We start from the raw sequence: 12,131 nt of genomic DNA, 5'->3' as shown, positions 1-12,131 counted from the left end.
CATTACATGACACCGGAACTCTTCCTGTTCCTGGTAATGAGCGGCGCTGCGGTCGGCTTCTTTTCAGGATTGCTGGGCATCGGAGGGGGGATCCTCATGTTCCCCCTGCTTCACTATGGCCCCCAGGTCTTCGGGTTCGATCCGATCGGCGTCAAGAACATCACCGGCCTCACCATGGTGCAGGGGTTCTTTGCCTCGCTTTCTGCCATGCTCTTTTACCAGAAGCAGGGACTGGTGAGCAGATCCCTTGTGCTGACCCTCGGCCTTTCACTTTTCGTCTCATCCCTTATAGGCTCGCTCATCTCAAAGGCAGCGCCGGACAGCATGCTGCTCTTTATCTTCGGTGCACTGGCGCTGATTGCCTCAGGCCTGATGTTCATCCCGAGAAGCTATGGCAGAGATGAAATGACCGAGGATCAGGTTAGCTTCAATAGACCTGCAGCGATCATTATCGGTCTGATCGTCGGCTTTCTGGTCGGCCTGGTCGGGCAGGGAGGAGCCTTTATCACCATACCGCTCATGCTCTATGTCCTGAAAATACCGATGCGCGTGGCATTAGGCTCAACGCTTGCCATCGGCCTTTTTTCCGCAACAGCGGGCATGATCGGCAAGACCGCAATAGGCCAGATCCCGTTTACCATGGCGTCTGCGATCATTATCGGAGCAATCCCTGTTGCAAAAGCAGGGGCAATGCTCGGCAAAAAAACAAAAACGCAATATCTTCGCTGGCTCCTCGCAGCCCTCATTTCGGCAACAGCAGTCAAGATCTGGATGGATATCTTCAGATAACTGCTTCCCCTTTGATCCCCGGAGTTTTCATTTATCCCTGAAAAGCGGTAAAATCTGAATTACAGATCTGAATTCTGAAAGCGACCAGGGAAAAATGACAAAAGAACCGATAATGACCACCTGCCCTCATTGTGGAAAAGAGACCCCTTCAGGGGATACATGCAGGTACTGCGGAAAAGAGATTGAATTCGCCCCGGGTATGGAAGTGCATTACAAAGACTTCAAAGGCACGGAGATGCTGGACATCAAGATGACCTCTCATGCCGGTCAAAAGGATGCCCGGGCAGAAAAGGGAACAGAGAGTACAGATGATCAGCTCCTTGCAGAAAATAAACACACCAACAGAAAAGTGGTCTTCTTCTTTTTGGCTGCAGGCGTCATCATCCTTTCAGCCCTCGCCTGGTATTATCTGCTTAAATTCCTTTCGATATTCTGAGAAAGCAGTATTAACCCTGCCGTATCAGACAAAAAAGAACGGCCCGGCACCGGAACATAAAGAAAGAACCGGGCAGATGATAGGTCTTCTCCATCTGCCCGGCTCCCGTGTACCAGACCCTTGCTTTCGATGATCCTGAAACTCCGGTCTGGTTGTGTCCTCTTATTTCTCCCCTGAGCTTCGATCTCTGTGCTTTCACTGTATGAGACTTTTGGCATGATGTCAATTCCGTAATTACAATTGTCAGGCAGGATAAACCTGCCTTTTGATAGGTCAGTCATCCTGATGACGATCTCCTGCGACAGCAGAGGCTCGATACAGATAATTGTCTGCCTGTCTGTTGACAGCGGCTCTGCTGCCGGATACAATCACCTGACATGACACAAACAGTTGCCGCCACCAGATCAGCAGTTGATCATTTTAATAAGGCCCTGACCAGTTCAGAAATGCTGCTTTTGAGGCGCCTTAAGACGCCTGACTGCATACAGCTCTTTCTTGACAGCCTCGCATACGCCTCGGAAACGATCTACCGGTCCCCTCTCAGGGTACTGCATGAGCAGACCTGCCAGTGCTTTGACGGTGCCGTCTTTGCAGCTGCCATGCTGAATCGGCTCGGATACCCTGCCCTGATCCTGAACCTGCTGCCAAACAGACGCGATGATGACCATGTACTCGCGCTCTTTCAGCAGGAAGGCCACTGGGGCGCAGTTGCGAAATCGAATTTTTCAGGCCTCCGCTTTCGCGAGCCTGTGTATCGCGATCTGCGCGAACTGGTCATGTCATATTTTGAGCATTACTACAATCTGCACCGGGAAAAGACGCTCAGGGGATATACCCGGCCGCTCGATCTCAAGGCCTTTGATCACCTCTGCTGGATGACCGATGATAAGACCATGGACCGCATTGCGGAGAAACTCGACAAGAGCCCCAGGTACGGCATCCTGACGCGGGCAATGGCAGGGAGACTCTCCCTGCTCGATGATCGCTCCTGTCGGGCAGGACTGCATGGCGCCAATAAGGCCGGCCTCTCCAGACCGCCCCGCCGCAAGAACTGACACAGAGATCATGCAGCCGGGGAAACGGTTCCTCTCAAAGAGCCCCGTCCGGTATAATGAATGAACAACTATCTGAGACCGGTGGCAAAACCGGTGAAAAAGGAGAATATCATGAAGCGTACCAAGGGGTTATTTGCAGTTGTTGTTCTGGTTGCACTCGGACTGGTCATGGCAGGATGCAGCAAAAAGCCGGAGGGTTCGGCGCCGGCAGAAAAGCCTGCTGCCGCAGTAAAAGGCGTCAACATGAAAGAAGGCAAGTGGGAAATCACCTCCATGGTCGAGATGAAGGGCATGCCTGCAGGCATGATGAAACCGCAGACCTTCACCACCTGCCTCAAGCAGACAGACTATGTGCCGAAGAGCTCTGACCAGAAGGACTGCACCATGAAAGATGTCAATGTCAGCGGAAACACCGTCTCCTGGGAAGCTGTATGCAAGGACTCAAGCGGTAAGGGCACAATCACCTATGCAGGCGATACCTATGACGGGACCATGGAAATGACCATGAAAGAAGGCGGCAAGGATATGAACATGAAGATGACCATGAAGGGAAAACATATCGGCCCCTGCGATAAGTAAACAGAAAAGACGGAAGATCGAAGAGCCCGGAGACAGCTCCGGGCTCTCTGTTTCCAGATATCCGGAATGCCGCTTTCTCTTAATTTTTCATCTGCCTGAAACCATCAGGCAGCCGGCAGCAGTAACCTGATTCAGCAGAATAGCAGATCCCTCACTATCCCTCAACGATCCCTTTCTCCTCCCACATGAACCAGTTGCCTGAATCCTCAAGAAAGGTATAGGTATTCTGGAAGATATGGAAGTGCTCTTCCTCATCTCTTATGAGGCAGTCGAAGAAGTGCTTCTCTGCAGCATTCGCTGCAAGGGCCGAGGCCTTCTTATAAAAAGCGATCGACTCTTCCTCCATCTTCATCGCCACCTTCAGGGCATCCAGCTCATCGGCAGTGGAAGGCATCCTCTCCAGCATCGCCTGTTTATGCTCGTCGAAGATCTTCTTCATGTCTTCAAACGGTGTTGTTGCCGAAGGCGTAACAGACTTGTCCTCCCTCATCCGGAGGGCGCATTCAAAGTGGTACTGCTCGTCAGCGGCAATACTCAGAAACATCTTTTTCCCTACCAGGCTTGAGGTCTTCTCGGCGCACTGCCGGTAGAAGACAACTGCCTCCTGCTCCATCTTTGCGGCTATCCCAATAGTATTCATGATTCCTCCTTACGGTCGCCTCTTGTTCCATTATACGCAATGTGCAGCAGAGTTCAGAATACTTTTTGACTCAGGACTTCTCCTTTCCCGGATAGGTTGCAAATATGTCCAAATAATCGTTATATTATCTCTCCTTGGGGCTGTAGCTCAGTTGGGAGAGCGCTTGAATGGCATTCAAGAGGTCGTCGGTTCGATCCCGATCAGCTCCACCATATTTATCAATGACTTACACCAGCCGTGAGCTTCTGCTATTCCTCTGACGTGAAAGATATCTAACAATGGTCTGTCCTCAGAAAGCGCAGCAACATTCGACAGACAGATCAGAAGACCGCGTCAGGCTCAGCAGTAAAGCAGTCCCAACAGATAAACCGTTATGAACCCTATTGCATAGATAAAAGCGGACGCAGCGAACTCGACAAGAACTGGCATTGAACCTTCCATGATCAACTCTCCTTTCATACTAAAATGTCCTTCTGCGCATAGCTTATAACGGCACCTCCCCCATATCGTGTCCGGGGTCCTGCAATTGATGCCTTGGTCCCCATATTTCTGTGCTATGATGGTCACTGGTTCAGCCGGACAGCCAGATATGGGAGATAAAGGGGGTATTGACCTATGAGCAGCAAGATCATCTATGAGAGGTTCCTCTGGTTCGAGCGGCAGGTGAAGAAAGGGAAGTTTCCGAATACTACCTCCCTTGCCAAAAAGTTCGAGATGTCCGCAAAGACGGCCCAGAGGGATATAGATTTCATGAGAGGACGTCTGGACTGCCCCCTCCAGTATGATATGACCCGGAAGGGGTTCTATTACGAAGACGAGACCTTCTCCCTGCCGGTCATGCATATGTCTTCATCCGAGTTCTCTTCCCTTATCCTTGCGAGGAAGCTGCTCCTGGACATAAGCGGCTCCATAGCAGGAGACCTGGAAAAGGCGGTACAGAAGATCACCTCGGTCATCGAAAGACATACGGAATCGCCTGAGAGTATAGAACGGTCGGTATCCTTCCACGTTATCCGCTATTCACCGGTCAAGGAGGATCTGTTCAAGGCAGCTCTGGAGGCATGCATGAAGAAACGGTCTTTTTCTTTCAGGTATGCATCACCTGCACATAAGGAGAAGACCGAGAGGACCGTGGACCCCTATCATATTTTCAACTATATGGGCAACTGGCACCTGATGGGGTACTGCCATCTGAGGAAGTCGATCAGGGACTTCCATATGGGGAGGATAGACAATCAGAGTATAGAGAATGAGACCTTCATCGTCCCCAGGAGCTTTGACTTCAACAGGTATTTCGATTCATCGTTCGGCCTGTACAAGGGTTCGACAAAGCATGAGGTCGTGATACGCTTTCAGCCATCGCAGGCTGTCTGGATAAAAGGCCAGATCTGGCATAAGGACCAGGAAGAAAAAGTCCTGAAAGATGGCTCGCTTGAACTGACCTTTCCGGTCGCTGACTTCATGGAGATATCGAGGGAGATCCTGAAGCTCGGATCAGGGGCAGAGGTTATCAGGCCAAAAGCGCTCAGGGACCTGATCAAGGGTGAGGCCGGGAAGATATGCAGGATCTATGGATGAGCGGGCATTGAACGGCCGGACAATGATCAGTCCAGTGTCTTGCGATACACGCCGAGACCGAGGCCGATCACTGCCAGCGTAAAGGCAAGGATAGGCCAGATGTTCGGCCAGACCTCGGCAAAGGAGTTGCCCTTCAGCAGGATGCCTCGCACGATCCGCAGGAAATGGGTCAGCGGCAGGACCGTGCCTATCCACTGCGCCCACTCGGGCATGCCGCGGAATGGGAACATAAAACCCGAAAGCAGGATCGAAGGCAGAAAGAAGAAGAACGTCATCTGCATTGCCTGAAGCTGATTGCGCGCGATCGAAGAAAAGGTTATCCCGAGCGTGAGATTAGCTGCGATGAAGAGCGAGACGGAAAAATAGAGGAGCAGGAGGCTGCCCTGCATCGGGACCTTGAATATGAGGACCGCGGCAGCAAGAAGTAGCGTCACCTGGATCAGCCCGATCATGATGTAGGGAACGATCTTCCCGGTCATCACCTCGATCGGCAGTGCAGGCGTTGCAAGAAGATTTTCGAAGGTCCCGCGTTCCCGCTCCCGCGTCATCGCAAGGCCTGTCATCAGGATCATGGTCATGGTAAGTATCGTACCAAGAAGGCCCGGAACAATGTTATACGATGTAATTCCCTCGGGATTGTAGCGCCGGTGGATACGGATATCGATGGGGTCAGCAGCAGGAACGAGCTGCAGCAGCGTGCCCTGGAGATCACGGGCGAGTGCAGTACGGGCCACTCCTGTAAGCGAAGCTACCGCATTGCCGATCGCGCTTGGGTCTGAGGCATCGGCCTCGACAAGGAGTGTCGGCCGCTCGCCGCGCACCAGCATCCTTCCGAAATCCGCAGGAATGGTCACCAGAAGCTGTACCTCCCCGTGTGCCATAAGCTCTTCGGCCTCGGCCCGGCCTGACACCTCATGGTCGATGCGGAAATAGTCGCTGTTCTTCAGCCCCTGAAGCAGTGTCCTGCTGTACAGGCTGTGGTCACCCATGATCGCTGCTGACGGCAGACGTTTCGGGTCAGAGTTTATGGCATAACCAAAGAGGATCAGCTGCATGATCGGGATACCGACGATCATGCCGAAGGTGAGCCGGTCGCGTCTCAGCTGAATGAATTCCTTCACAATAATCCCGCTCCAGCGCGACCAGGAGAGTCCGAGATGCATCGAAAATTTCGCAGTGAATTTCATGGCAGTATTCTCAGGTGTTGTCCTCTGCTGCGTTTTCCATCAGACTGATAAATACGTCCTCCAGACCGGCCTGTATAGGCACCCAGCGATGGATATCTTCTTTCTGCCTGCGTGCTGCGGTCGTCTTGAGAGCATCAGCATCATGTCCGGTGACATGGAGGGTGCTGCCAAACGCCGTGATCTGCTCCACACCGGGCAGGCCGCGAAGCTGCGTCGCATATTGGACCAGGTCAGGACCGCTCACCTCAAAGCCGGCAAGAGCCTGTGAATCGACCACCTCCTGTGCAGTCCCCGAGACCAGCAGATTGCCGTATGCGAGATACGCCAGACGGTGACAGCGCTCAGCCTCATCCATATAGTGCGTAGAGACGAGCACCGTGATCCCGCTGCCTGCGAGTTCATTGATCTCGTTCCAGAAGTCGCGTCTTGCCTTGGGGTCAACCCCTGCTGTCGGTTCATCCAGCAGCAGGAGCTTCGGGTTATGCAGCATGCATGACGCAAGTGCAAGCCTCTGCTTCCAGCCGCCGGACAGGGTGCCTGCCAGCTGGTTCTGGCGTGATGTCAGACCGAGTCTGTCGATCGAGGCTGCCACGGCCTGACCGCGGTCCTGCATGCCGTACATCCTGGCGATAAATTCAAGGTTCTCCCGGATCGTGAGGTCCTCCCAAAGAGAAAAACGCTGAGTCATATATCCGACCTCGCGTTTGATCGATAAGGTTTCGCGGACAATATCAAAGCCGAGGCAGGTGCCGCTGCCGGAGTCCGGCGTCAGCAGCCCGCATAAAAGCCTTATCGAGGTTGTTTTGCCGCTGCCATTGGGGCCGAGGAAACCGAATATCTCGCCGCGCCGCACCTGGAGTGAAAGGTCGCGGACCACATGTTTTTTCCCGTAGAATTTGTTCAGGCCCGCAACATCGATCACCAGGTCAGAGACCATCCGGCTGCTCACTTCAGCTCGACATCCATGGGCTGACCCGGATGAAGCCTCACGGCATCCGACGCATCAGGCAGGGCCTCTACAAGGAAGACAAGCCTTGTACGCTGGTCACGGCTGTATATGACAGGCGGGGTATACTCCGGCTGACGCGAAAGGTAGCTGATCTTCGCTGCAATTGCCTTGCCGCAGCCGTTGCAGGTGGCAGAGACCGGCTGACCGATCTTTACCGAACCCAATATGGTCTCCGGCACAAAGAACCGCAGTTTGATATTGCCCGGTGGCAGAAGGCTTGCCACAGGGCTCCCTGCCTGGACCCACTCGCCCTCAGAGTAGAATGTATCATGCACAAGAGCTGCAGCAGGTGCACGGACTGCACGCTGCTCCAGCCGCCAGCTGCTTTGAGCAACTGCCGCGCGTGCAGCCTCGACCTCGGTACGGGCAGCCTCGATCTCCTTGTCACGGCCTAATGACTGTTGAGCTGTACGCAGCTGCGCCTTTGCCTCAGCCACGCGCGCCGTATTTGTCGTATGACTTGCACGTATCTCGTCGAGCTGCTCCCGCGAGATATATCCGGAGGCAAAAAGTTTCTCATAGCGCTCAACCTGCCCTTGGGAGAACCTGCGTGCAGCCTCGGCCTGGGCTTCAGCGGCAATGATCGCATCGATCTCTGAAGACCGGCGGCCAACCGTGATATTGGCAAGACGAGCCTCTGCAGTATGAAGTCTTGCTTCAGCCTCGCGCTGTGCTGACCGTTCATTTTCCTGCTCAAGCGCAAAAAGCGGGGCATTGGCCTGGATCTTCTGGCCGCGCTGCACCCATCGCTTCTCCAGTCTGCCCGCCGTGGGCGCTGCAACCAGCACGAATTCACCTTCAGCATAACCCTGGAACAGAGAAGTCGCCTTCTTCTCGCAGCCGACGGCCAGAATAAGAAGAGAGATAACGAGCGCGGGAAGCAGCCTGCGTGATATGAACTCAGCACTGCTCGTCACAGCTGATCTCCGGAGCTCACAAAGACGGGAGATATTCTGGGTTGTTTTCATGACATTTAGCTTATCAGGGATTATGTCCCAGCGCAATAACTAATGGGGTTTTCGGGTCAGTCTTCAATGGTCCGGCAGGGAAATCGGCCATGTTAACCCTATAAAACGGCATAGAAGTCAATGCCATGGTCTAACCTATTTATGAAAATAACTTAACTGGATGTCTGAGGGAGGCGGTTGTATACTGAAGGCGAAAAACTTTTCTGCATATGACAGGAGGGTTCCATGCAACAGGAACAGAGAGATGCCAGGAAGGGATGCGCTGAGATACTCGAATTTACGGTTGCTGTCTTCTATAACAACAGGCTGCGGTTTATCGACCTCTCAGGTCTGGCGATAAACATGTCAAAAAAAGGTGTCTGCTTTATCACACGCTATCCCCTGAAATCGGGACACGTTATCAAGTTCAAAAAAAGCATCGGTCTTTACGGCCACGGCGTTGTCATGTGGATCAAGGACCTGGGAGACCGGTATATTGCAGGAGCATCGCTGGTCGACGAAGGTTCTATAGCCTGAACAGCCTGCCGATATCAGCCAAAACATGTTCGCGGCAAAACACATCTGCAGTCATCCGGGCTCACTTCGCCTGATCTAATATCTCACGCAGTCTGCCCGTCAATTTGGCAGGTGAAAGAGGTTTCTGGATAAGGATGTCGCCCTCATGCAATACGCCCTGCCGGGAGATCGTCTCGTCAGTATATCCCGACATGAATACGATCTTTACGCCAGGATAGTCCCTGCGAAAAATATCGGCAAGTTGCTTGCCATTCATGTTCGGCATGATCACATCGGTCAGCAGCACATCAACAGATCCCTCTCTGCCGGCAATGTTCAGGGCCTCCTCACCGTCATCAGCAATGAAGAGCCGGTAACCCAGAGGTTTGAGAATATCCCCTATCAGTCTTCGGATCGAGGGATCGTCATCAACAACAATGATCGTCTCACTGCCGCCGGCCAGGCCCTGCTTCTCGTTTTCCGGCTGTTCAGCCTTCTTCTCTCCCGAGGCAGGCAGGTAGATCTTGAAGGTCGTGCCCTTACCCGCCTCACTATACACGTAGATATACCCGTTATGCTGTTTGACAATGCCATAGACCGTTGCAAGTCCAAGACCGGTCCCTTCTCCTATTCCCTTGGTGGTGTAGAAAGGCTCAAATATTCGTTCCTGCACACTCTTGCTCATGCCGATGCCCGTGTCACTCACCGACAGAAGCACATAGGCGCCCCGCTCTACATTTTCATGCCGGATGATGAAATCGTCATCCAGGTAAGCATTGGCCGTCTCGATGATCAGCCTCCCGCCATTGGGCATTGCATCGCGTGCGTTTACGATCAGGTTCATCACGATCTGCTCGATCTGGACGGGATCAGCCATGATCATGCTGAGGGATGGGTCTGGATGGAGTTCCAGAGAGACATCCTCCCTGACCATGCGGGACATCATCTTAACCATGCTTTCGAGGTTCACATTGAGATTAAACACCTGCATCTGGAGCACCTGCTTTCTGCTGAACGCAAGCAGCCGGCGGGTGAGCTCAGCAGCCTTTTCACCGGACCTCTTGACCGTCAGAAGATAATCCTTCAGAGGACTTTCAGCAGGAAGTTTGAGCAGGGTCAGTTCCGTGTACCCGATAATGGCAGACAGGAGGTTGTTAAAATCATGGGCAACGCCGCCGGCAAGACGGCCTATGGATTCCATTTTCTGCGCCTGGAGCAGCTGCAGATGCAGATTTTTCTGCTCTGTTATGTCCCGAACAATATGGACAGAGCCTGTCATATGACCATATTCGCTCATAATAGGATCGGCTGAGGCCAATACCCATATGTTTTTATCCTTGCAATAGATCTCTAATTCTTCGTGTCTTTTTGACCTTTCCATTTTCTTCAGGGGGTGCCGGTCCGACCGGATGTCCATATCCGGGATGAGCTCAAAAACATTGCTGCCGATAAGCTCGTTGTAGGGCCTGTTGAGAAATACCGCGGTTGCCCTGTTCACCCGTATGACCCTGAATGCCTCGTCCAGCATAAGCATGATATCCTTTGTCGAATCAAAGGTGATGCGCCACTCATCCGATGATTTTTTGAGGGCATCCTCGGTCTGCCTGCGCTCGGTGATCTCCCTGTTCAGACTTTCATTCAGTTCAGCAAGAGCCGCCGTCCGCTCCTGTACCTGTTTTTCGAGTTCCTGATGGGAATTTATCAGCAGTTCTTCCGCCAGTTTTCGGTCTGTGATATTCTTCGATATTATGGTCACTGCTTTTATACCGTTGTCGGAATCCTTGATGGGGCTGAGCGTCCGGAGATAATATCTGCCGTCCCTGCTGTTCTGCTGCTCATAGCGGAGAGAGGCCCCTGTCTCAAAAACTTCATTCACCTTCCCGAGCAGTTCTTCTGCTTCCCAGGAGGAATGAAAATCAGCGTACGGACGACCGAGATACTCCCCGGACGTGAGACCTAAACGGGACAGGTGCACCTGGTTCATGAACTGATACCGGCATTCCCGGTCGACGATATAGATGGAGTCCTCGGTCGACTCGACCAGCGCATAATATGCGTCTTCGTCCTTCAACGCTCCTCTGCATGCCCGCAGATCAAAGGCCTGCGTCTCATGGTCAGAGAGCTTCCTGCGCACCTCAAGAAGAGCCGTAATCAGCTGCTCCTTTGATTTCTCCTTCAGATTGGCATCTGACAATGTCTTTATGAATACCCTATAGATAAGAGGAGGGTTGATGATCTTCATGCCGATGGTGATCTTCCTGGCATTGTCCTCGCCTCGGGAAAACCAGGCCAGTTCACAGACAAGGTCAATGGCCTTGCCGGAAGGGTCCTGGAAATGAAGCTGGATATTGTTTACCGGAATGAATTCTTCCTGTGCTTCGACAACCGATGTTACTGAAGACCCTATGCCGTCTTCAGAAACATTTATGAGGGTTCCATCATAGGATTTCCCGCCGAGGAAGATCTTGGCCGGCAGGTTCAGGGGAATTCTCTCTGAGCGCCTTCTCTGCATCTGGTCTGCATTATAGCACAAGTCGTTCTTATCGGCAGACACCAATTCGGAGACAAGTGCATGGAAAGATCAATGGAGCACGACAACCAACGCAAGACGGCCGGCAGCGTCAGGTCAGTAGATCGAACGAACTCTGCCGGTACGTTTGTCAACGATCACCTTATCGATAACCATGTTTTTTCTATCCTTTATTTCTGCCTCAAAGTAAAGTTCTTTCTCTGCGATATCGCCGATCACAACATCTTTTTTCCCAAAATGCTTTTTCAGGGTCTTAAGGGCGCCCTCTGCCGTTGTTACAACCTTTTTCTCTCCAAAGCCAGACTGATCAGCAGCCAAAGCTCTGCCGGCAAATATGGATAGGGGGCTGATGCCCAGCTCAGAAACAAGAACAGTTAACACGGCGGCGATAACGATCAGACATCGCTGCTTACACGTTGCGGTCATAGATACCATTATAGAGCCGTCACCTGTTCAGGTAAAGACCTTTTCTGGCAAAAAAAGGGGACTGATAAAATCAGCCCCCTTTTGCGGATCTAAATTTGGGATATTAAAAGGTTACTTCTTATGGCACTTTGCGCAGTTTGCTGCATCGCTTGATTTGAATGCCTTGGTTCCGTTATGGCACTCGCCGCAGAACTTTGCTGCATTCATCTCTGCCATGGTGATCTTTGCCGTACCCTTCTTCATCTGAAAGATCTTGGTATGGCAGTCATTGCACTTAAGGCCCTTGTCAGCATGGGTCTTGCCGTCGAACACAACCTTGCCTGCGCTGCCGCCTGCGTAATCAATGGTCTTGCCCGGAGGCACTGCGAGTGCACTTCCCACAAATGCCACGATCACCAAAACTACTACTGCCAATACGGTCTTCTTCATCTTCTTGAAT

At 52.4% G+C, this 12,131-nt stretch carries 14 protein-coding genes and 1 tRNA gene; 7 read left to right on the top strand and 8 right to left on the bottom strand.

The features are described from left to right. The first annotated feature begins 6 nt into the window (after positions 1 to 6). Both HZB62_00920 and HZB62_00915 read left to right on the top strand, forming a co-directional pair. Positions 7 to 789 carry a sulfite exporter TauE/SafE family protein gene (locus HZB62_00920; GenBank protein MBI5073726.1) on the top strand — a complete coding sequence of 261 codons (783 nt, stop codon included), beginning with the start codon at positions 7 to 9 and terminating at the stop codon, positions 787 to 789. 94 nt (positions 790 to 883) lie between these two features. Beyond that, positions 884 to 1,225 carry a hypothetical protein gene (locus HZB62_00915; protein MBI5073725.1) on the top strand — a complete coding sequence of 114 codons (342 nt, stop codon included), beginning with the start codon at positions 884 to 886 and terminating at the stop codon, positions 1,223 to 1,225. On the opposite strand, the gene HZB62_00910 is transcribed toward HZB62_00915, so the two are convergent. Next, the gene (locus HZB62_00910; protein MBI5073724.1) at positions 1,195 to 1,593 is read right to left on the bottom strand and encodes a hypothetical protein; all 399 of its coding nucleotides are present in this window, start codon (positions 1,591 to 1,593) and stop codon (positions 1,195 to 1,197) included. The two genes, HZB62_00915 and HZB62_00910, sit on opposite strands and share 31 nt — an antisense overlap. A gap of 9 nt (positions 1,594 to 1,602) precedes the next feature. On the opposite strand from HZB62_00910, the gene HZB62_00905 reads away from it, so the two are divergent. Both HZB62_00905 and HZB62_00900 read left to right on the top strand, forming a co-directional pair. After that, positions 1,603 to 2,280: a hypothetical protein gene (locus tag HZB62_00905; GenBank protein ID MBI5073723.1), complete on the top strand. Its 678-nt coding sequence runs from the start codon at positions 1,603 to 1,605 to the stop codon at positions 2,278 to 2,280. Positions 2,281 to 2,340: 60 nt separating this feature from the next. Then, positions 2,341 to 2,859, top strand: a complete 519-nt coding sequence (locus tag HZB62_00900) for a DUF3617 family protein (GenBank protein ID MBI5073722.1) — start codon at positions 2,341 to 2,343, stop codon at positions 2,857 to 2,859. Between the two features lie 154 nt (positions 2,860 to 3,013). Here the strand turns inward: HZB62_00900 and HZB62_00895 are convergent, their stop codons facing one another. Beyond that, the gene (locus tag HZB62_00895) at positions 3,014 to 3,499 is read right to left on the bottom strand and encodes a ferritin family protein (GenBank protein MBI5073721.1); all 486 of its coding nucleotides are present in this window, start codon (positions 3,497 to 3,499) and stop codon (positions 3,014 to 3,016) included. A gap of 136 nt (positions 3,500 to 3,635) precedes the next feature. Here HZB62_00895 and HZB62_00890 point away from each other — a divergent pair. Both HZB62_00890 and HZB62_00885 read left to right on the top strand, forming a co-directional pair. Further along, positions 3,636 to 3,711 (top strand) — tRNA-Ala (locus HZB62_00890). 403 nt (positions 3,712 to 4,114) lie between these two features. Then, a complete protein-coding gene (locus HZB62_00885; protein ID MBI5073720.1) occupies positions 4,115 to 5,077 on the top strand; it encodes a WYL domain-containing protein in 963 nt (320 codons plus the stop codon). A gap of 26 nt (positions 5,078 to 5,103) precedes the next feature. Here HZB62_00885 and HZB62_00880 read toward each other — a convergent pair whose 3' ends face one another. The 3 genes from HZB62_00880 to HZB62_00870 are packed head-to-tail and all read right to left on the bottom strand — an operon-like array spanning position 5,104 to position 8,241. Then, a complete protein-coding gene (locus HZB62_00880) occupies positions 5,104 to 6,240 on the bottom strand; it encodes an ABC transporter permease (protein ID MBI5073719.1) in 1,137 nt (378 codons plus the stop codon). A gap of 34 nt (positions 6,241 to 6,274) precedes the next feature. Beyond that, positions 6,275 to 7,201: an ABC transporter ATP-binding protein gene (locus HZB62_00875; GenBank protein MBI5073718.1), complete on the bottom strand. Its 927-nt coding sequence runs from the start codon at positions 7,199 to 7,201 to the stop codon at positions 6,275 to 6,277. Between the two features lie 8 nt (positions 7,202 to 7,209). Continuing rightward, the gene (locus tag HZB62_00870; GenBank protein ID MBI5073717.1) at positions 7,210 to 8,241 is read right to left on the bottom strand and encodes an HlyD family efflux transporter periplasmic adaptor subunit; all 1,032 of its coding nucleotides are present in this window, start codon (positions 8,239 to 8,241) and stop codon (positions 7,210 to 7,212) included. A 225-nt stretch (positions 8,242 to 8,466) separates the two neighbouring features. Here HZB62_00870 and HZB62_00865 point away from each other — a divergent pair, with 225 nt between their 5' ends. Beyond that, positions 8,467 to 8,757, top strand: coding sequence for a hypothetical protein (locus HZB62_00865; protein MBI5073716.1), 291 nt, complete (start codon positions 8,467 to 8,469; stop codon positions 8,755 to 8,757). Between the two features lie 61 nt (positions 8,758 to 8,818). Here HZB62_00865 and HZB62_00860 read toward each other — a convergent pair whose 3' ends face one another. The 3 genes from HZB62_00860 to HZB62_00850 all read right to left on the bottom strand — a co-directional run bounded on the left by HZB62_00860 (position 8,819) and on the right by HZB62_00850 (position 12,121). Further along, positions 8,819 to 11,248, bottom strand: coding sequence for a PAS domain S-box protein (locus tag HZB62_00860; protein ID MBI5073715.1), 2,430 nt, complete (start codon positions 11,246 to 11,248; stop codon positions 8,819 to 8,821). A gap of 114 nt (positions 11,249 to 11,362) precedes the next feature. Further along, positions 11,363 to 11,692, bottom strand: coding sequence for a hypothetical protein (locus tag HZB62_00855; protein MBI5073714.1), 330 nt, complete (start codon positions 11,690 to 11,692; stop codon positions 11,363 to 11,365). Positions 11,693 to 11,803: 111 nt separating this feature from the next. Beyond that, positions 11,804 to 12,121, bottom strand: coding sequence for a cytochrome c3 family protein (locus HZB62_00850; protein MBI5073713.1), 318 nt, complete (start codon positions 12,119 to 12,121; stop codon positions 11,804 to 11,806). Positions 12,122 to 12,131: the final 10 nt, after the last annotated feature.

The organism is Nitrospirota bacterium, from assembly GCA_016214855.1.
GTDB lineage: Bacteria > Nitrospirota > Thermodesulfovibrionia > Thermodesulfovibrionales > UBA6898 > UBA6898.
The sequence above is the reverse complement of the archived record's forward strand: the minus strand, read 5'-3'. Positions and strand labels throughout refer to the sequence as shown.

What these genes read in the sequence shown, in the direction of transcription:
- HZB62_00905 (MBI5073723.1), top strand. Translation starts at nt 1,603, where the DNA reads ATGACACAAACAGTTGCCGCCACCAGATCAGCAGTTGATCATTTTAAT.
- HZB62_00875 (MBI5073718.1), bottom strand. Translation starts at nt 7,201, where the DNA reads ATGGTCTCTGACCTGGTGATCGATGTTGCGGGCCTGAACAAATTCTAC.
- HZB62_00885 (MBI5073720.1), top strand. Translation starts at nt 4,115, where the DNA reads ATGAGCAGCAAGATCATCTATGAGAGGTTCCTCTGGTTCGAGCGGCAG.
- HZB62_00915 (MBI5073725.1), top strand. Translation starts at nt 884, where the DNA reads ATGACAAAAGAACCGATAATGACCACCTGCCCTCATTGTGGAAAAGAG.
- HZB62_00895 (MBI5073721.1), bottom strand. Translation starts at nt 3,499, where the DNA reads ATGAATACTATTGGGATAGCCGCAAAGATGGAGCAGGAGGCAGTTGTC.
- HZB62_00850 (MBI5073713.1), bottom strand. Translation starts at nt 12,121, where the DNA reads ATGAAGAAGACCGTATTGGCAGTAGTAGTTTTGGTGATCGTGGCATTT.
- HZB62_00860 (MBI5073715.1), bottom strand. Translation starts at nt 11,248, where the DNA reads ATGCAGAGAAGGCGCTCAGAGAGAATTCCCCTGAACCTGCCGGCCAAG.
- HZB62_00920 (MBI5073726.1), top strand. Translation starts at nt 7, where the DNA reads ATGACACCGGAACTCTTCCTGTTCCTGGTAATGAGCGGCGCTGCGGTC.
- HZB62_00865 (MBI5073716.1), top strand. Translation starts at nt 8,467, where the DNA reads ATGCAACAGGAACAGAGAGATGCCAGGAAGGGATGCGCTGAGATACTC.
- HZB62_00900 (MBI5073722.1), top strand. Translation starts at nt 2,341, where the DNA reads ATGAACAACTATCTGAGACCGGTGGCAAAACCGGTGAAAAAGGAGAAT.
- HZB62_00870 (MBI5073717.1), bottom strand. Translation starts at nt 8,241, where the DNA reads ATGAAAACAACCCAGAATATCTCCCGTCTTTGTGAGCTCCGGAGATCA.
- HZB62_00880 (MBI5073719.1), bottom strand. Translation starts at nt 6,240, where the DNA reads ATGCATCTCGGACTCTCCTGGTCGCGCTGGAGCGGGATTATTGTGAAG.
- HZB62_00855 (MBI5073714.1), bottom strand. Translation starts at nt 11,692, where the DNA reads ATGACCGCAACGTGTAAGCAGCGATGTCTGATCGTTATCGCCGCCGTG.